The organism is Thermanaeromonas sp. DSM 22490 (assembly GCF_056378755.1).
Genome location: NZ_JBJHHE010000020.1, coordinates 21,785 through 39,138, shown reverse-complemented (window position 1 = coordinate 39,138; position 17,354 = coordinate 21,785). Strand labels below are relative to the sequence as shown.

Genomic DNA, 17,354 nt, shown 5'->3' with positions numbered 1-17,354 from the left:
GGTGGAGGAACAAAATTTACATATGGTGACACTCAGTACTTCTTGCCAGGGAAAGGGAAGTGTGGGGTCATAGAAGAATAGGGAACAGTGAAGTCAAGTATTAAAGTTAGGCCATCTCTATAGTTCAAGGTGGACCCGGTCGGCCTCGCGGCCTAAAGGTTCCACCTGGAAGCGCGCCACCGGCCTTTGGGCCAGGGACTGGGTCTGGTTCAACTCCAAGTTTTCAATAGGTAAGGCCTGGTACAAGATATCCCGGAAGGCTATAATATATAAGGATTGTCTGTCGTTTCCCGCAGACGTACATGGGAAGGGAGGGTTCTTATGGATAAAATCAAGACGGCCCTGGAAATAGCCCTGGAGCGGGCCGCGGCCATGAAAGTGGACCCGGAAAAGCTTTTAGAGGCCGAGCACTTGCCCCAGGGCAAGATATTGGGTGCCCGCTTTTTGAGCAACAAAGAATTAAATTTGAAAGAAGAGCTCCTGAAGTTTAAGCCCGAGGCAAGGCCCTATATCCTACGAGGTTTGGAGGATACATTTTTAAATAACCTTCGCTTGCCCCGGGACGGAGATTCCCTGGAGACCAACCGCCGGTGTATGGAGGGCCTGCTTCAAATAAAAAAGAATAAAAACCTTTTAAAGCAGGCCTTTAATGAGATAGAAATGCTTTTCCAGTATTATACCAGGGCTTTGGAACAGGCCTATGTAAATTTAAAAGAGGATTTTGCTGTCAGGCTGGCCCAGGGTAAGCGCGTCTTAAGCCGCCAATTAGGCGGGCGCGGCAGTGTTGAGGTGGAATACCTGCCTGAATTTAAGGAAGAATGGTTGCGCCTCCGCGACCAGCTGGCCGCTCAATATGAAGCTATATTGGAGGAGAAGAGGGAGTATATAAGGAATATAAATTAATTTTTCTTGCCCCGGATAAACATGAGTTACGCCCAATCTTACGACTTGCCTTGCACAGCTAAGGGACATAAGGTGGCCGGGATTTTTCATTTTAGTTTAGGCTGACGCTAATCGCCGGCCGGGTCACAGCCGGTTACGAAATTAGCCACTTCCTCCGGCCCCTGGTAGAATAGGGGTCGGAAGGAGGTGAGTTAACATGGCCAAAGTAATCGCGCCTCTTATGTCCATAGATGCCAGCGGCTCCCTGGGAAAATCCCTGGTCTTTTCCAAGTGGAAGGGGATCAACTATGCTCGTCGCTATCTCACCCCTATGAACCCTAATACGTCCAACCAGGAGAAGATCCGGAGCTATTTCACCCAGGCGGTAAACAGCTGGCATTCAGAAGGCGCCGAGGTGAAGGAGAGGTGGAACCTGGCCGTTCGCGGCAGGCCGCTGACCGGCTTTAATTACTATGTGGCTCAATATATCAAGTATCTTTTTGCCCACGGAGGTCAGACTCCTGCCGCGCCCTTCCTGCCGCCCGGCAGCTAGCAATTTCGTTGCTTTAAGCACAAGAAGCGGTGAGGTCCAAGGCCTTGCCGCTTCTGCCTTTCTCTTACGCTATAGAGCGGCCACAAATACTGATTGGGCCGCCCTGGTGGCGATATTCCCCGCTTTGCATAAGCGTTCGGGCCAGGTTTCTGGCCCTAGCTATACGAATACGTTCTTTGCGCTTTCTATAAGTTTCCAGGTTCTCTGCGGGAAGGTAAATACCTGCTAGCTCAAAGGGTTTTTCACACCACTTCTAGACACCCTCTGGAACACGGGTATCTATCGCTTCTCCGGGGCTCAGGGCTATGGAAGAGGGAAAATCTTTAAGGTTAGATGTAACCACTTTCATTCCCCGTAGTGAAGCAGTAGCCGCAATAAGGCTATCTGCCATACTCATCGTCTTTCCCTCCGCTGCCCACCCCCGCCTTAGCATTGCTGCAAATTCAGCAATTGTACTGTCCACAGGGATAATCTCCCAGTTTTCTAGCAGAGTTTTTACGGTTTTCTGGGCTTTGGGTGTCCGCGCTCCTGTCAAAAGCTCATGATAAACTATCGCGCTAGTAAGCGCGCCGCCGGATGAAATGACCTTTTCCAGCCAAGCGCTAACCCCCGCCGGTAACCTTCCGGTAAGATGATCAATCAAGACGCAGGTATCGATTAAATATCCCATGGAGACACCGCCTTATCCTTGCCGCGCAGCGCTCGAACCCATTCTGCCCCTGTAGTTTTCGTCCATTCGGGAGCATCCTCAGGCGTCAACACGCCTTGGGTTTCTTTAAAAGCCCTTACTTGCATTTCCCGGCGCAGTTTCTCAACTACCGCCTCAACAACAAAGCGGTTACGGTTCAGCCCGCGGTCCTTAAGGTAGGTGGTCATCTTCTCTACCACAGCTACCGGAAACCTTATGTGAAGCATCTTGGTTTCAGACATTTTGTAACACCTCCTGTTACTACTAAGTATAACACATAGTGGTATCAGGCACAACTTAATACTTATGTTACCTGGCAGTGATATTCATTTACAAAGGTAACGGTCGGGTTTATCTTGTCACAGCGAGGGATATGACTCCTGTTGAAAGGAGGTTTTACCTTGCGAAGAGACGCTAACTTGCGGAGCCTTGATGATATAGATAAGCTGGCTGACTTCTTTGATCGAAACAAAAAAGGCAGGCCAGCCAGGACCAGAATAAAAGGATTAAAGGCATCCATGGCGAAATTAAAGAGCAGGGCCAGGCCACGGTCGCTGCCAGAGAAGGAGAGAAAAGGCTCAATGAAACCACTGCTGCTAAAAAACGTGAGCTATGTTGTGACTTGCAATGATCAAGACGATATTTTGCATGACAGCGATATTCTTATTGAAGGCCCCAAGATCAAGGCCATAGGGCAAAATCTTGAGGCGCCTGCTGGTGCGGAGATAATCCCCGGGCGGGGCATGATAGCCATTCCAGGACTGGTTAACACTCACCACCATCTGTACCAGACTCTCTTTCGCGGCCTCCCGGAAGTTCAGGGGTTACCTTTGTTTGGCTGGCTGCAAAAACTTTATCAATTCTGGCGCCACCTTACCCCGGAAGCGGTATATTTCGGTGCCCTGGTAGGCTTCAGCGAACTTTTGCGCACAGGATGCACTTTAACGGCGGACCACCATTATGTGTTTCCCTCGGGACAGGCGGCTAATCTCATTGATGTGGAAGTAGAAGCAGCCCAACAGATAGGGATACGTTTTCAGGCTACCAGAGGATCGATGTCCCTGGGCCGCAGTCAAGGGGGGCTGCCGCCGGATGAAGTAGTCCAGGAGGAAGAGGTGATCCTGGAGGATTCGGTGCGCTTGATAGAAACTTACCACGATCCCCGGCCGTATGCCATGGTACGCGTTGCCCTCGCACCTTGCTCACCTTTCTCTGTAAGCCTGGATCTTATGCGTCATTCCAGGGCTTTAGCCCGTGAAAAGGGTGTGATGCTACACACTCATCTGGCTGAAACCCAGGATGAAGAGAGGTATTGCCTGGAGCGTTATCACCGCCGGCCGGTAGAACTGATGGAAGAGCTGGGCTGGATAGGTCCCGATGTATGGTTTGCCCACGCCATCCATCTTAATGATCGCGAGATAGCCATGCTGGCAGGAAGCGGCGTGGCCCACTGTCCTACTTCTAATATGAAACTGGGCAGCGGCCTTTGCCGTACCAGCGAGCTCTACCAGGCAGGTGTAAAGCTGAGTATCGCTGTGGATGGTAGCGCCAGTAATGACGGCTCCAATATGTGGGAGGAAATGAGAAGGACCTATCTTTTGAATCACTTGCAGTATGGGGAGAAGGGCTTCTCGGCCTACCAGGTGCTCAAAATAGCTACTCGCGGCGGAGCGGAAGTTTTAGGGAGACAGGATACAGGTGCCATTGAGGTGGGTAAAGCAGCGGACATAGTGCTTATCAACCTGGAGGACGTGGCTTTTGCCGGCTGCCACGATCCCGTAGTGGCCCTGGTATGTTGCGGCAACAGCAGCCTGGTGGAGACGACCATTGTCAACGGTAGGGTCGTGGTACGCCAGGGGGAGATCGTTACAGTGGATGTGGAACATATTTATAGAAAGGCGCAGGAGGTTTCCCATCGCATGGTACAGGCCGAACGGGAGAAAGCTGTCAAAAGCCGGTCTTAAATTTAACCCACAATTTGACCTACGCTTGGGCCAGAGTAGGTGGCAGGGCCGCCTAGGCATGGAAGTGTTGTGCGATGCAGGGCTGTAGATAATGGGGCCCTGCTTTTTATTTATGCTTCTTTGCCGGGAAGCCTGCCGGAGCCTTGAGCCCAGAGCTAGTTTAGCCCGCGAGGGTTTTGGAGGGAGCGCGGCCTAAGCAGGCCTCCCAGTAAAAGCCGGGGATGCACCAGCGGATCCAGGCCTTGCCTTTTGTGGAAACGGAGGTTACAATCGTTTTGAGTGACCATTCTTCTTAAAGGGTGAACGCAAGGTGACCAACATGGGCCAATTTTTCTGGGCTTTAGTGGCCATGATATGCTGGGGGTTAGGACCTATATTTGCCAAGCTGGGGTTGGTGAAAAGCGACCCCTTCAGTGCCCTTTTGGCCCGCACCATAGGGGTTTTCGGGGCACTCCTGTTGTGGGGCTCGGCCGCGGCCAAGTTGGGAGATCTCCGGGCCTTCGACGCCCGCACTTGGGCTCTCCTGGTGGCGGAAGGGCTGGCTGCCTCGGTCATCGGACATTTCGCCTATTTCAAGGCCTTGCAGGCGGGCAAGGTTTCGTCGGTGGTACCCGTTGTAGCTTCTTACCCCTTGCTGGCTTTACTCCTAGCGGTTCTGCTACTGGGCGAGAAGATCACTTTAGGCCGGGCTGTCGGGGCAGGCCTGATCGCCCTCGGCGTGTTCCTGGTCCAGAAGTTTTAACCGGGGGAACGCGGAACTTGCAACCTGGCGCGACTACTTCGACTGCCAGCCGCCTTCTCGGGCTTTGTTTAAGGACCGGTTAACATAAAAAGGTGGCTTGAGGGATGTAAAGTATGGGTATAAGGCAAAGGGAGCCTGCCGGTGTTAAGGAACGCAAGTTTTACGAGGCCCTGAGGAGCCTTTTCGTCGGTGCTGAGGTGGAAGGGGAATCCGGTTATATCAACTTGATGAAGATTAAGGCGAGGTACTTTGCCGAAGGAGTTTTTCCCCGGCTGCAAAGGGATATCGAGAAAGCCCTTGAACCCTTTCCTGAATTCAGGGAGGAGCTTTTTGATAAACTCTACTCCTTCTTCCACCGCTATTTTTCCGAAAGCGGCTCCATTTATTTTCGCTATACCCCCCTTCACCAGAAGGTTTACGAGAAGGTTTATACTGAGGACAGAGACGTGATGCTTTTCTGGAAGACGCATATGCTCTATTACGTAAAGACCGACAGGCTCTTCCGCAATATGGAGGTGGAGGTAGAGGGGATTAGATTCTTTTTCGACGTCTCTAGCCTACAGCACAAGAAGGCCAACGAGAAGAGGGAGCTCATCTTTGAGCCGGCCGGGAAAAGGGAAGACGGCACTGTTGTCTTCAACGTGCTTTATTCCGAGCGGGGAAGGAAAACGGACCTCACGGAGATTCTGCGGGCGCTTAAGAAAAAAGGTGTAAGGGTAACCGAAGACACTCTGGAGAAGGCCTTCAGGATTTTCGAGCGGCAGAGCGAAGTGGACTATTTTATTAATAAGAATGCTCGGGAGTTCTTGCGGGAGCAGTTAAGTTTGTGGCTCTATCAATATATCTTCAGCGGGGAAAGCGAGTGGACGGGAGAACGGATCAAACGATTACAAACCCTTAAGGAGATTGCCTTCAAGATTATTGATTTTATAGCCCAGTTTGAAGATGAGCTGGTGAAAATCTGGAACAAGCCGAAGTTGGTCTTAAACTCGGGCTTTGTTATCACCCTGGACCGGATTGCGGAAAGGGACATGAACCTCGTCAAGAAACTTTTGAATCACAGGAACCTGGCGGCGCAGGTGGAAGAATGGAGACGGCTGGGTATTGTCGGTGAGGATTTCGAGCCCCAGGAGGTTATGCAGGTCAACCTCCGGGGCGAGGTTTTGAGCGAAAAGTACCGTTACCTTCCGGTAGATACCAGGTATTTTAAAGACCTGGAGCTGGAGATTGTGCAGCTCTTCGAACACCTGGATGAGGAGCTGGACGGCTGGCTCATAAAAAGCGAAAACTACCAGGCTTTGAACACCATCAAAAATAAGTTCAAGGATCGTGTGCAGCTAATCTATATTGACCCGCCCTACAATACCGAGAAGGACACTTTCAGCTATATCGACAGGTTCAACCGTTCCTCCTGGCTGACCATGATGGAGAACAGGCTGCGCCTGGCCAGGGAGCTCCTGAGGGATCCGGGAAGCATTTATGTGCACGTGGATTTCCACGAAACGGCCAGCACCAGGTTTCTCTTGGATGAGATTTTCGGCCGGGATAATTTTGCCAGCGAAATAATCTGGCGCATAGGCTGGGTATCGGGGTTTAAAACAGCGGGAGAAAAATATGTGAGGAATCACGAGACCATCTGGCTGTACGGGAAGACCCCCCAGAGCATTTTTAACAAGGAAGCTGCCGCGATCCCATACAAAACTTTTAGGCTTGGGGAGGAAGAAAAGGAGTTCCTTAGGGCAATAGAGCGCAAATTGGGCATCAAAGTGGATAAGTTCCAGCTTGTTTTGAAGGGCAAGGACGGCCGCATTTATAAGCCGGAAAGCCGGGGTGAGGTCAGGGAAGGGGTTTATCCGGTGGAGGATGTCTGGAATGCCAGTGAATATGACGAGATCAATTCTGTCATGATCATGAGCTACAGTAAAGAGAAGGTAGGTGACTTCCTGACCCAAAAGCCGGAAAAATTGTTAAGGCGGATTATTGAAGCCTCTTCCCAGGAGGGCGACTTGGTCCTGGATTTCTTCGGGGGCACGGGCACTACGGCTGCCGCTGCCCACAAGCTGAAAAGAAAATGGATTCTGGTGGAGATGGCTGAAACTATTTTCTATGAAAAGACCCTCCCCAGGATGAAGGAGGTTCTGGCCGGCAAAAGCTATCATGAGCCCTGTGGAATTTCCCTGGAGGTGGGCTGGCAGGGCGGCGGTTTCTTCAAATACTATGAGCTGGAACAGTACGAGGACGTTTTACGGCGGGTGAAATACGAGGACGCGGATTTATTTGCTAATCCTTACCAGGACCCCTACAACCAGTACGTCTTCCTGCGAGACCTCAAGATGCTGGAGGCGTTGGATATAGACTACGAGAATAACAAGGTGCGGGTAAATTTAGACAGGCTTTACGAGGGCGTAGATGTGGCCGAGACCCTGTCCAATTTATGTGGCAAGTGGATAAAGAAGATCACCCCTGACTTTGTGGAGTTCGAGGATGGAGAAAGGATAAATTTAAAGGAACTGGACTACAGGGTTATAAAACCACTGATCTGGTGGTAGCCTATAATTCCTGAAGCAATAATTGCGGTAATCGATATGCTGGCCGGTGGAGAGGGAAGCCATGCCCAGGACGTTTTTACAGGAAATGATTGAGGATTTGCGGCTGGAAGAGCTGCCTGCTTCCTGGAATTCTCTGGACCTCAGGCGCTTTTCCGCCAGCAAAAGCCTCTGGGACTACCAGCAGGCGGCGCTGGAAAGTGCCTTAAAAGTTCTATGGAAATACTTTGAGGAGGCTTTAGATTACCGGGAAGGCGAGGGGGCGGAAGAGGCCAGCCGCAGGAGAAAGCAGGTCTTTTTCCGGTGGTACCGGGAGAACGGCCTGGACGCGGATTTAAGCATCAACTTGAGGCATGAGAACAGAGCCCTGTGCAAGCTCCTGGCGGAATATTACCCCTGCGAGGAAGGAGACAGCCCCAAAATCTCTTACGAGCATTTTATCAACCGCATGTGCTTCTGGATGGCTACAGGCAGCGGCAAGACCCTGATTCTCATTAAACTCATCGAGATGCTGCACACCTTGATCCGGCGGCGAGAGCTCCCCCCTTACGACTTTTTGGTCCTGACCCACAGGGATGATTTGATAAGGCAGCTCAAACGGCATGTGGAGGAATTTAACTACACCAGCGAAACAAAGATAAGTTTGCGGGAGTTAAAAGATTATCCGGAAATCAAGCGGCAGCAGTCGTTCTTGGGTACCACCGTCTTTTACTACCGGTCGGATAATCTTAGCGATGAACAAAAAGAGAAGATTGTAGATTTCCGCAACTACGATAACGGGGGGCGGTGGTATATCTTCCTGGACGAGGCCCACAAGGGGGACCGGGAAGATTCCAAACTGCAGCACATTTATTCTATTTTAGCCAGGAATGGGTTCCTGTTTAATTTCTCCGCCACCTTCACGGATGTAAGAGATATTACCACTACTGCTTATAATTTCAACCTGGAAAAATTCATCCAGCGGGGATATGGCAAGCACATTGCTGTCTTAAAGCAGGAAATGCGGGCCTTCCGGGACGGGGAGGATTACACAGGGGAAGAAAAACAAAAAATTGTTTTGCAGTCATTGATTCTCCTCACTTATGTTAAAAAGTTTCATGAAGAGATCACCAGCCTCCAGCCGGGATTGTATCACCATCCCCTGATGCTGGTACTGACCAATTCCGTGAACGTAAGAGACTCCGACCTGGAGCTCTTCTTCCGGGAGCTGGCGCGCATCGGGCAGGGAGCCATGGCCCTAGACGTCTTCGAGCGGGCAAAAGATGAGCTCTGGGGAGAGCTGAAAGAAGAACCCCCGTTTATGTTCGAGGCGGGCGAAAGGCTGAGAATAGACGAGAAGGTGCTTAACGGCATAACCAAAGAAGACCTCTTGCGACATGTTTATAACGCGCAAAGCTGCGGGGAGATTGAAGTCTTAAGGAGGCCGTCCAATAAGCAGGAACTGGCCTTTAAGTTAAAGACCAGTGAGCGGCCTTTCGCGCTGGTCAAGATCGGCGATGTGGCCGCCTGGCTCCAAGAGAAACTTGCGGGCTATGAGGTGCAGGAGAGTTTTGCGGACGAAAGTTATTTCGAAAACCTCAATACAAGCGACTCCGACATCAACATCCTCATGGGCTCCCGCAGCTTTTACGAAGGCTGGGATTCTAACCGTCCCAACGTTATTTGCTATGTAAACATCGGCGGCCAAGATGCCAGAAAGTTTATCCTGCAGTCCCTAGGCAGGGGCGTGCGCATCGAGCCAATTAAAATCAAGCGCAGGAGGCTCCTGGCTTTATACAACGGCAGGGAAGTGGAGAAGGAGCTGTTCGAGCGCCTGAAGACTAAGGTTTTGCCGGTAGAAACCTTATTTGTCTCGGCCACCAATAGAAAGGCCCTGGTGGAAGTCATTTCCCGGCTGGGAGAGTTAGAAGAAAAGAAAAGCAAAACTCGAGCCGCCTTGGATATGGTACCCGTATACAGACAGGGAGGCCATCCCCTGGAGGGAAGGAGCAGGCAAACAAAGCCAGAAGTTGCAGCAGAAGATTATGCCCTCCTGAGGAAATGGGTGGATTATATCAGTGATGACAGGGTATTTCTTATGAGATATAACCTGGAACCGCGCAGGCTCAAGCTCTTAAGAGAGCTGGCAGGTGACCCGGGCAACTTTATCCTCGGCGGTAAAAGCCTTAAAAACCCGGACCTGCTGGTGGAGAGGCTGTGCGCTTACTTCAACCTATGAGGTGGTACCTTTGCGCCTTGGTGTAGCTCAAATGTTTATCGCTGGTTTCCTAGGAATAGGGTGGATTTCAGAGAACTAGCGCAAGTAGTTAAGCGGGTTTCGGGGTTCGCCGTTTACTAAGACCCCAAAATCGAGGTGAGGGCCTGTCGCCCTTCCCGAGGCTCCCACATAGCCAATAACTTGTCCGCGAGAAACCTCCTGGCCGACTGTTACGTTATACTCTGAAAGGTGGGAATACCGGGTAACTAGACCCCCTCCGTGATCTAGCATCACTGTGCGCCCGTAACCACCCTTATAACCTACATAAATTACCCTGCCCGCTTCTGCCGCTACTACCGGAGAACCGTAGGGGGCCGCTATATCTATTCCGGCGTGAAATTCTCGGCCGCGATACCCGAAGCCTGAGGTAATGTATCCATAGAGAGGCCACGCCAACCGACCAGAACCTCCCCCGCGGGAGGCTAAGGCAACCCGTACTCGAGTACCCCTTTCTACAACGCGGGGCACAGGCTGTTTTATTACTTCACTGCTTAAGGTTTCTTTCTGTGTAACTTGGCCGTTTTCCGCCACCAACCGGTAAATAACCTTCTTTTGCCCTTCCTCTCCCTTTTGTTTTACCCTTTCCTCTCCTCGCCATAACTCAGGATTGGATTTAATTTCCGTCCCATAAGGTATATTTTCTACTACCTCTTGGCGGTAGGTGACCACTACATGCACTAAAGGGCTAGCAGTACGTAACTTAAGTACTTGGCCGATATCCAGGCGTTCCCCTTGGACCTGGGGATTATCCGCCCTTAGTTGCTCGACTGTTATACCATATCTCTGGGCAATACTCCATAAGGAGTCCCCTTCTTGCACTGTATAATCCTTTGTTTCTGCTCCTCCCAAAAGCTTAGCCACGGCTTGTTCGAAGCGCAACACTTCTTCTGGCGAAGCTAGCCGCTGAGCTAGTGTAACGCGCTCCTTAAACTTAACCTCTTCTACCTGGCCTTCCCCAGGAGTATACGCCTTTCTTAGTTCTTCTAGGACCTTCTGGGCTGTTTCGTCATCCTTCACCAGGGCTATGGGCTTATCATCGATCCTTATTTCAGTAGCTAAGACGCGAAAGGCAACTTTTTGGGCTAAAATCCTTGCCAAGTCTTCTTCGGTATTTATTCTCTCCCGGTCTACCCGTACGGGAACATATTCTACTTGCGCTGCGAGCTCTACTCCTTGGTAGCCAGCGGATTCTAGAACCTCTCTTACCTTATCTAGAGCTCTCCTGGCTTCCTCTTGGCCAGCGACTATACCTATTCTTTCCCCGGCCAGGATAACCTCCCAAGCATTCGGGGCTGTAAACCACCGCCAGGTTCCTAAGATTAATAGTATACTAGTAATAATTAACAAACCTTTAAATGTAAAGCGCCCTTGTGGCTCCCGCCACCAGCTCCCTAACCACTCCAGTTTAGGAAGGAAGCCCTGGATAAGATGGCCAGTTCTCCTGGAAAGCCTCTGCCACCACGTTAAAAATCCCTTACGCAACACCTTAACCCCGTCCCTTGTTATGATGTGGGTGGCATGCCACACCTGGTTCAAAAAACTTGACTGTTTTTATTTGCAGTCAAGCCGGCCCCCCAGACCAGGCGTTCGCCTCCTCTCCGGATGCTTGATTTGCCCCCTGGGGGCAGGGCGACAGGGGACTTTCAATTTCACCGTAGCGCAAAATCTCTCCCACACTTGAATTATTCGACAGAATGGTCGCTAGATCCTGCTTGCTGGGGTAGATTTATCCTTTTGCACTAAAGAAGGAGCTTCCGGTCCTTTTTTAGCGTAAACTACCATGGCCCGTTCGCAGCTTTCCTCTCTTCAGCGCGCATTTAGGCTCTCAACGCCATGGGCTGGGCCAATACCCAAAAGTTGACCATTAACAGGGCTGCGAGGATCAGCGCAAAGGGAACGAAAAGCCTCCAGGGAGTCCCATTTTCCGGTTTGGAACGCAGGGCGGCCTGCCAGCCGGCATAGAGGGAGCCTATCGCACCCAACAAAACGATCAAGTTTTGTAATGCTACGATAGTAGGTTGGTCAATTAGCATCATTAGACCGGGATTAGCGGTTAAGTCCAGTCCTGCCACTACCTGCTGTGCGGGTGTCAGGGCATCGATACCGAGCCAGTACAGCAGTTTGCCTTCCGCGAGGAGATGTAGCAGGTTGTGGGCCACGTGGGTACCTAAATTCAGGGGTACTAGCGCAAGGCCGAAGGCCGCAAACAGGCGGCCAGCCGAACGGGTGCCGCCGGCAGTTAGAGCGGTCAACCACAGTATAGCCACTGGCAGGAAAGTCATGGCTAATACCGACAGGCTTAATACAACCACTGGCGACCACCCCGTAACGGATACCAGCCAGGCCTGCAGGGCCTGCCAGCTTTCCAGCATTACCGCGTTTTGTAGCAATACAATCCCTACCAGGGCGGCTGCCAGCACGGCCACATCCACCCGGGGATGGGCACAAGCTCGCAGTTCATAACCCTGACTGCGCAGATTAAGCTTGACAGCACCGTGTGGACACGATTTGATACAGTTGGCGCACAGGTTGCAGTGCCGGCTGCTGTCCAGGTTTCTCACCGCCAGGAACATGGGACACCCCGGGATACGCCCATCCCCGCGGTAACACTCCAGGGTATGGCACTGGCGGCACTTTTCGCTGTCGCCCCTGATCTCTACCCCGCTTACCAGGGCGTAATTGCCCCATAGTCCTCCCAAAGGGCAGAGGAACCTGCAAAAAGCTCGCCTTTCCAGCAGCATCCCGGTAACTACCGCTCCGGCCAGCACCAGCAATAATACTACCCCGGTGGCCCGTACCGAGGAAACGATACCGTAAACGACATCGTACCAGGTAAGTACCAAGAAAAATCCGTTGATGATCCAGATGCCGTAGCGTTGCAGCCATTTGGGGGGCCGGAATCGCAAGGAGTACAGGCGCTGCGCCCAGTCTCCCAGGGTGGCCATGGGGCAAACTCCGCACCAGATCCGGCCCGCCAGGAAGATTGTAAGGGGTACCAGAGGCCACCATAAGAGCCAGGTGATAGCCCACCCAAGATTGAGATGAGTAGAATTAGGACCTCTGAGGAGACTTAAAAGGATCAACAGTAGAACCGCCACTCCGCCCCAGCGAAAGATGCCGGGATACCAGCGGCTGCTTACCAACCTCTTGATAGGCCTCAAGTTTAACAGGTTAAAAGTGGGTTTCAGAAGGCGACGCCAAACGAGTACCGTTATACCTACTAAAGCCAGAAATCCTAAAACCACCTTCGAGTCAGGTTGGCTCACCACCCGGTCGGTAAAAGTGACCGAGGTGATCGCCGTAGGCCGTTCCACCGTCACCTGCAACTCCCACTCCCCGTCGCCGGGAAAGGATAACCGCCCGGCATACATCCCCGGTCGGTCAGTTGGCGTCAGGTCGGTCCCGGCATATTCACCGGGTGAGCCGGGTTTAGCTGAGCGGGTGGCCCGTATACTTACCCGGGCGCCAGTTACCGGACGCCCAGCGGCGTCAGTCAGCTCAAGGGAATAAAGCTGCGCTGTTTTACCTTCACGGGCCGAAGGGTCCAGGTCTTCCCTGGCTACGGGCCGGCTGCTGAGTTTGAGCACCATTCCATCCGCCGACTTCGTCATGGTGCCTATATGGGCATATGAGGCTGTACTCCAGAACAACCAAAACACGACTGTCAGCGGGATAAGGAAGAACCTGCGAAATCTCTGGCTTATCATGGTTATTTCTCACCTCTGGGAACCGGTGGTGACCGACCGGGCTCCGCGAATTTGTTGCAGGAACTTCTGCCCAAAAACCCCAACGTAACCGAAATACCCCAGGACCCACATCAGCGAGGGGTTTCCGTCGTAACCGATAAAGGCATGCAGAACCCGTCCCAGGAGGCCTTCTTCATCAATAACGCCGTTGGTGTTCCATACTTCAGTGATAATAGGGGGGATAAGACCCAGTTCGTGGGAGGCCAACATTGCGTGTCCCACCAGGCCTGCGGCAATGAAGATCAAAAGAAACCCGGTCACCAGGAAAAACTTGCGCAGGTTCAGGCGAACGGCCGCTCTGAAGAAAGCGAAGGCGACCAGTGCGGCAACAGCCAACCCTAAGAGCGCTCCCGGGAGGAGGCTGCCAGTTTCGGAACTGCCCGCCAGGGCGGTGAGGAATAGCGCTGTCTCCAGTCCCTCCCGCAGTACCGATACAAAAGCCAGCCCGGCCAGGGCCAGGACGTTATTGGCCGATAAGGCGGCGTTTATCTGGTTTTCCAGGTCTGATCTGATGGTGAGGCTCTGCTGTTGCATCCACAGTAGCATGTATGTCAATACTCCTACTGCCACGAGGGAGACAACCATTTCAAACACCAGTGCACTGGTCCCTTCGAATTGCACGGCCAGCAACTTAAAAACCCACGCCAGTGTCACACTGGCCATTAGAGCCGCAAAAAAGCCTAACCAGATATGTTTGCTAAACCGTTCCTGGCCAATCTTTTTCAAGTAACCTAATAGAATTCCAACGATTAAAAAAGCCTCTAAACCCTCCCGGATGGTAATCAACATCCCTGCTAGCAACAGTAAACCCTCCTTGAGTATGATAATTATTTTCATCTCTACAATATACCCACCGGGGGTATGAAGTCAATACCTAATATGAAGTCAATACCTAAATTGATGCGTTGGAAAAACAGAGCGACCAGCTCCACCCGTTTTTGAACAACACGCAGACGTTTTAGCAGGTCCCCAATAACCCCAATAAGGTTGTGAAGTTTTTATGAACCTCCTTGACACATACCCCCAGAGGGTATTATGATGGTGATAGGTAGGGAGTATAACTTGTTTGATACTATAACAGTTTTGCCGATCATCACGGTAAAACTGTTCATCTATCCGTCGCGCCTTTATGACGCGACAGAGCCTAGAGAAAGCCCATTCTAACGGGAAAGGGGGGAAACAGTATGTTGAGGAGAAGGTACATGCTGCGGCCTGTAGCTCACTGCAGCGGCGGACATTAGCTTTTGGTCCTGGGCAAGACCATAAACTGCCCCTCCTCTTGGTTTAACTCTTGGATATCGCCCCGTACCGAGCCAGAAATCTTTACGGCTTGGAGCGGGGCACTTTCTTTAACTGTTGTAGCTATAGAGTTTGTTACTATAGATAAAGTACGCCATGTTCACTTGGAACGAACTACGGGGCAAGATACCTTTGTGCGCGAGGACAAACGCCAGAAGCTCTACATCCCACCTGTGTCCAAGCCAACTTTGCCTGGCTGAAACACTTTATCACCTCGCGCCGAAGGGCATCACCGGGATAGTTCTCGCCAATTAGCTGATAACACCTGATAGGGGGGCTTGAATGCACCAGGTCATAATCGTTGGTGCAGGACCGGCCGGGACTTACCTGGCATATTTGTTGGCCCGGCAAGGGATTAACGTCCTGCTGCTGGAAAAAGAACGCTTCCCGCGGTATAAACCGTGCGGCGGAGGCGTTTCGCCCAAGGTAATTAGGCTTTTGGATTTTGACATGAGCGCCGTAATAGAAGATACCATCTACACTGTGGTCTTTACCTATCGCTTGGCCGAACCGATTACCGTCACCGCCGACCGCCCCGTGGTGTACATGGTGAGTAGGGAGCGCTTCGACAGTTTCCTGTTGGACCAGGCAAAGCAAGCGGGAGTGGAGGTCCTGGAGGGAGTTCCAGTAGATGCGGTAGAAGTTAGCGATAGCGAGGTATTGGTACAGGCTGGCGAAAGGAAGTGGCGGGGACAAATACTGGTGGGGGCCGACGGTGCCCTTAGCATAGTGGCCCGCACCCTTGGGCTGGCGGGGAAGAAGAGAAGAGCCGTCACCGTGGAGAGCGAGGTACCGGTAGCTGTTGAGAGACTGGCGGTATACCAGGGTACAGTTAAAGTGGACTATGGGCTAGTCCCGACGGGTTACTCCTGGGTGTTTCCCAAAGCGGACCACCTGTCCATGGGTGTAGGGAGTATATCGCCCAGGGTGAGAGACCTCCGGTCTCTCTTAGGTAAGCTCTTGGAGTCAGAGCGCCTTAAGGAATTTTTGCCCTCGCGAGTACGAGGGTGGACCATACCGATCAGCCCGGAACCCAGAGATTTACATCTCAAACGAGCTCTGGTCATAGGTGATGCCGCCGGGCTGGCGGATGCTTTCACCGGAGAAGGTATCTATACTGCCCTCGTTAGCGCACGCTTAGCAGCGGAGGTCATTACAGAACAAATTTCTCGGCCAAGGCCCGAGTTGCACGGGTATACCCGTCTGGTCCAGGAAAAAATAGGGCGGGACATGGCCAGTGCCTTCCGTGTTACCCGCTGGTTCTATCCGGCTTCCGGGCTCGTTCACCGCCTTTTGCATCGTCATCAGGGATTGGCTACCGACCTGTTTCAGGTGATTGCGGGGGATATGAGCTATGTGGAGTTTTTTAATATTTGGCGGCAACGCCTGAGGGCGGCGTGCCCTTATTAAGACCATGAGCGTAGTTGTCGTGTCGGTGATAAGCTAAAAAGGCACAATCTCTGTAGGGCCCGAGCAGTGAAGGGCGATAATATCAGCGTCGTCCCTACGCGAGTCTTGGCTACCTCCAGGCGTAGGTATATTTCCCTGGCCCCTCAAGGTTTAGAAGAGCTTTTCCAGGTGAGAGTCAGAAACTCTCACCTGGAAAAGCTCTTCTGGCCTTACCCCGGGGCATTTCAACTTAATCGAGGAAATTCTTGTTCGGGCTGGACGCTAACCTTTTTGCCTTTCCTTGCGTCAAATCCAATGAAATCAACTTCCTGTTGACTACTGCTATAGTTCTGAGGAAAGGGGGGAAACCTGCGATCATTGAAGAAATGAGTACCGATCTGGAGCGGGTGTTTATGAACCACGCGATGGGTCGCCTGGGTTGCGCAGCCGCTAGGTTCAAAGACACCGGACATGGGGCTTTGGCCTACGGCATTGGCGTGGACAGTTTAATTAATGCCCTGAAAGCAGCCCTGAGCACCAAAGAATCTTTGACGAATCTTTGACGCACGCGTGTACCTACGAAAACCGGAAATGGACCTGAAGGCTCTTAAAAAAGTCTCCTGGGTTAAATCCTCGGCATCGTGGCTGTTACCCACCATTCGGAACACGGTACTGTATACTTGCTTTTCGTACAAGGCAAACAATTGATCGAATGCGGCGGCTTCTCCCCGCTGGCAGGCTGCAATAAGTTCATCGGTAATCTGATCCATCGTCGATCCCCCCAGTTGAGTGCACGCTCAGGTTTCCTTCTTCCTTCTTACCTTTACGTCTCGCTTCCCCTCGAACCTCTCCCGTACCCCCCGGGTCACACAGCACTGTCCCAGCGCAAAGCCAGTCCAATGGGGTTCTTGGAAGGACAGGGCATTTAAGAAAGATAGGACCTCTCGCAGGGAGGCTATCAACCTTTGATTTTGCGTTGCAGTACCTATGGTAATACGCAAGAAAGCGGGAAACCTGAAAATATCCCCTGTACGCATAATGACTCCTTTATGCAAAAGCTTGGTAAATACCTGCGGGCTGTTCCGTCCTATATCTATGAAAATAAAATCGGATTCAGTAGGAATAAACTTAGCAACCGGGGTTTCTAGCTCCCAGTAGAGAAACTCGTTGCCCTCCCGATTTACTTCCCTGCTTTTGGCCACGTGGATATGATTCAAATTCCTACCTTGCCGGGCAGGATAATAGGTGTTAGAATGAAGGCGCAAGGATCTCCCGTGAGAGGATGTTG

17 protein-coding genes are annotated in these 17,354 nt (G+C 51.9%); 9 read left to right on the top strand and 8 right to left on the bottom strand.

Going from position 1 to position 17,354, the window contains the following annotated elements; genetic code table 11:
* Positions 1 to 117: 117 nt before the first annotated feature.
* Entirely contained in the window at positions 118 to 246 is a 129-nt protein-coding gene (locus AC1BI1_RS12010; RefSeq protein WP_476717532.1) for a hypothetical protein, read from the bottom strand.
* 75 nt (positions 247 to 321) lie between these two features.
* Here AC1BI1_RS12010 and AC1BI1_RS12005 point away from each other — a divergent pair, with 75 nt between their 5' ends.
* Complete coding sequence (locus AC1BI1_RS12005; protein ID WP_476717531.1) at positions 322 to 903, top strand: hypothetical protein; 582 nt, start codon at positions 322 to 324, stop codon at positions 901 to 903.
* 196 nt (positions 904 to 1,099) lie between these two features.
* On the top strand, positions 1,100 to 1,435 hold the full coding sequence (locus AC1BI1_RS12000) for a hypothetical protein (protein WP_476717530.1): 336 nt from the start codon (positions 1,100 to 1,102) through the stop codon (positions 1,433 to 1,435).
* Positions 1,436 to 1,688: 253 nt separating this feature from the next.
* Here AC1BI1_RS12000 and AC1BI1_RS11995 read toward each other — a convergent pair whose 3' ends face one another.
* Both AC1BI1_RS11995 and AC1BI1_RS11990 read right to left on the bottom strand, forming a co-directional pair.
* Positions 1,689 to 2,105 carry a PIN domain-containing protein gene (locus AC1BI1_RS11995; RefSeq protein ID WP_476717529.1) on the bottom strand — a complete coding sequence of 139 codons (417 nt, stop codon included), beginning with the start codon at positions 2,103 to 2,105 and terminating at the stop codon, positions 1,689 to 1,691.
* Positions 2,093 to 2,365, bottom strand: coding sequence for a YlcI/YnfO family protein (locus AC1BI1_RS11990; protein ID WP_476717528.1), 273 nt, complete (start codon positions 2,363 to 2,365; stop codon positions 2,093 to 2,095). The genes AC1BI1_RS11995 and AC1BI1_RS11990 overlap by 13 nt, the downstream gene beginning before the upstream one ends.
* Positions 2,366 to 2,704: 339 nt before the next feature.
* Here AC1BI1_RS11990 and AC1BI1_RS11985 point away from each other — a divergent pair, with 339 nt between their 5' ends.
* The 4 genes from AC1BI1_RS11985 to AC1BI1_RS11970 all read left to right on the top strand — a co-directional run bounded on the left by AC1BI1_RS11985 (position 2,705) and on the right by AC1BI1_RS11970 (position 9,593).
* Positions 2,705 to 4,087 carry an 8-oxoguanine deaminase gene (locus AC1BI1_RS11985; protein ID WP_476717527.1) on the top strand — a complete coding sequence of 461 codons (1,383 nt, stop codon included), beginning with the start codon at positions 2,705 to 2,707 and terminating at the stop codon, positions 4,085 to 4,087.
* Between the two features lie 319 nt (positions 4,088 to 4,406).
* Positions 4,407 to 4,829: an EamA family transporter gene (locus AC1BI1_RS11980; protein ID WP_476717538.1), complete on the top strand. Its 423-nt coding sequence runs from the start codon at positions 4,407 to 4,409 to the stop codon at positions 4,827 to 4,829.
* Positions 4,830 to 4,942: 113 nt separating this feature from the next.
* A complete protein-coding gene (locus AC1BI1_RS11975; RefSeq protein ID WP_476717526.1) occupies positions 4,943 to 7,378 on the top strand; it encodes a DNA methyltransferase in 2,436 nt (811 codons plus the stop codon).
* A 61-nt stretch (positions 7,379 to 7,439) separates the two neighbouring features.
* Complete coding sequence (locus AC1BI1_RS11970) at positions 7,440 to 9,593, top strand: DEAD/DEAH box helicase family protein (protein WP_476717525.1); 2,154 nt, start codon at positions 7,440 to 7,442, stop codon at positions 9,591 to 9,593.
* A 75-nt stretch (positions 9,594 to 9,668) separates the two neighbouring features.
* Here the strand turns inward: AC1BI1_RS11970 and AC1BI1_RS11965 are convergent, their stop codons facing one another.
* The 3 genes from AC1BI1_RS11965 to AC1BI1_RS11955 form a co-directional block, all read right to left on the bottom strand.
* Positions 9,669 to 11,159 (bottom strand): peptidoglycan DD-metalloendopeptidase family protein, encoded by a 1,491-nt coding sequence (locus AC1BI1_RS11965; RefSeq protein WP_476717537.1) that lies wholly within the window; start codon positions 11,157 to 11,159, stop codon positions 9,669 to 9,671.
* A gap of 290 nt (positions 11,160 to 11,449) precedes the next feature.
* Positions 11,450 to 13,339, bottom strand: coding sequence for a 4Fe-4S binding protein (locus AC1BI1_RS11960; RefSeq protein ID WP_476717524.1), 1,890 nt, complete (start codon positions 13,337 to 13,339; stop codon positions 11,450 to 11,452).
* Between the two features lie 9 nt (positions 13,340 to 13,348).
* On the bottom strand, positions 13,349 to 14,179 hold the full coding sequence (locus AC1BI1_RS11955; RefSeq protein WP_476717523.1) for an FTR1 family iron permease: 831 nt from the start codon (positions 14,177 to 14,179) through the stop codon (positions 13,349 to 13,351).
* A gap of 443 nt (positions 14,180 to 14,622) precedes the next feature.
* On the opposite strand from AC1BI1_RS11955, the gene AC1BI1_RS11950 reads away from it, so the two are divergent.
* The 3 genes from AC1BI1_RS11950 (at position 14,623) to AC1BI1_RS11940 (ending at position 16,629) form a co-directional block, all read left to right on the top strand.
* Complete coding sequence (locus AC1BI1_RS11950) at positions 14,623 to 14,877, top strand: hypothetical protein (RefSeq protein ID WP_476717522.1); 255 nt, start codon at positions 14,623 to 14,625, stop codon at positions 14,875 to 14,877.
* A gap of 82 nt (positions 14,878 to 14,959) precedes the next feature.
* A complete protein-coding gene (locus tag AC1BI1_RS11945) occupies positions 14,960 to 16,087 on the top strand; it encodes a geranylgeranyl reductase family protein (RefSeq protein ID WP_476717521.1) in 1,128 nt (375 codons plus the stop codon).
* A 245-nt stretch (positions 16,088 to 16,332) separates the two neighbouring features.
* On the top strand, positions 16,333 to 16,629 hold the full coding sequence (locus AC1BI1_RS11940; protein ID WP_476717539.1) for a hypothetical protein: 297 nt from the start codon (positions 16,333 to 16,335) through the stop codon (positions 16,627 to 16,629).
* Here AC1BI1_RS11940 and AC1BI1_RS11935 read toward each other — a convergent pair.
* Both AC1BI1_RS11935 and AC1BI1_RS11930 read right to left on the bottom strand, forming a co-directional pair.
* Positions 16,573 to 16,836, bottom strand: coding sequence for an RNA polymerase sigma factor (locus tag AC1BI1_RS11935; protein ID WP_476717520.1), 264 nt, complete (start codon positions 16,834 to 16,836; stop codon positions 16,573 to 16,575). The genes AC1BI1_RS11940 and AC1BI1_RS11935 overlap by 57 nt on opposite strands.
* Before the next feature lie 27 nt (positions 16,837 to 16,863).
* On the bottom strand, positions 16,864 to 17,331 hold the full coding sequence (locus tag AC1BI1_RS11930; protein ID WP_476717519.1) for an aminotransferase class I/II-fold pyridoxal phosphate-dependent enzyme: 468 nt from the start codon (positions 17,329 to 17,331) through the stop codon (positions 16,864 to 16,866).
* Positions 17,332 to 17,354 lie beyond the last annotated feature (23 nt).

Excerpts from the sequence above, each read along its gene's own strand:
- AC1BI1_RS12005 (WP_476717531.1), top strand. The coding sequence starts at position 322 with ATGGATAAAATCAAGACGGCCCTGGAAATAGCCCTGGAGCGGGCCGCG.
- AC1BI1_RS12000 (WP_476717530.1), top strand. The coding sequence starts at position 1,100 with ATGGCCAAAGTAATCGCGCCTCTTATGTCCATAGATGCCAGCGGCTCC.
- AC1BI1_RS11995 (WP_476717529.1), bottom strand. The coding sequence starts at position 2,105 with ATGGGATATTTAATCGATACCTGCGTCTTGATTGATCATCTTACCGGA.
- AC1BI1_RS11990 (WP_476717528.1), bottom strand. The coding sequence starts at position 2,365 with ATGTCTGAAACCAAGATGCTTCACATAAGGTTTCCGGTAGCTGTGGTA.
- AC1BI1_RS11985 (WP_476717527.1), top strand. The coding sequence starts at position 2,705 with ATGAAACCACTGCTGCTAAAAAACGTGAGCTATGTTGTGACTTGCAAT.
- AC1BI1_RS11980 (WP_476717538.1), top strand. The coding sequence starts at position 4,407 with ATGGGCCAATTTTTCTGGGCTTTAGTGGCCATGATATGCTGGGGGTTA.
- AC1BI1_RS11975 (WP_476717526.1), top strand. The coding sequence starts at position 4,943 with ATGGGTATAAGGCAAAGGGAGCCTGCCGGTGTTAAGGAACGCAAGTTT.
- AC1BI1_RS11970 (WP_476717525.1), top strand. The coding sequence starts at position 7,440 with ATGCCCAGGACGTTTTTACAGGAAATGATTGAGGATTTGCGGCTGGAA.
- AC1BI1_RS11960 (WP_476717524.1), bottom strand. The coding sequence starts at position 13,339 with ATGATAAGCCAGAGATTTCGCAGGTTCTTCCTTATCCCGCTGACAGTC.
- AC1BI1_RS11945 (WP_476717521.1), top strand. The coding sequence starts at position 14,960 with ATGCACCAGGTCATAATCGTTGGTGCAGGACCGGCCGGGACTTACCTG.
- AC1BI1_RS11935 (WP_476717520.1), bottom strand. The coding sequence starts at position 16,836 with ATGGATCAGATTACCGATGAACTTATTGCAGCCTGCCAGCGGGGAGAA.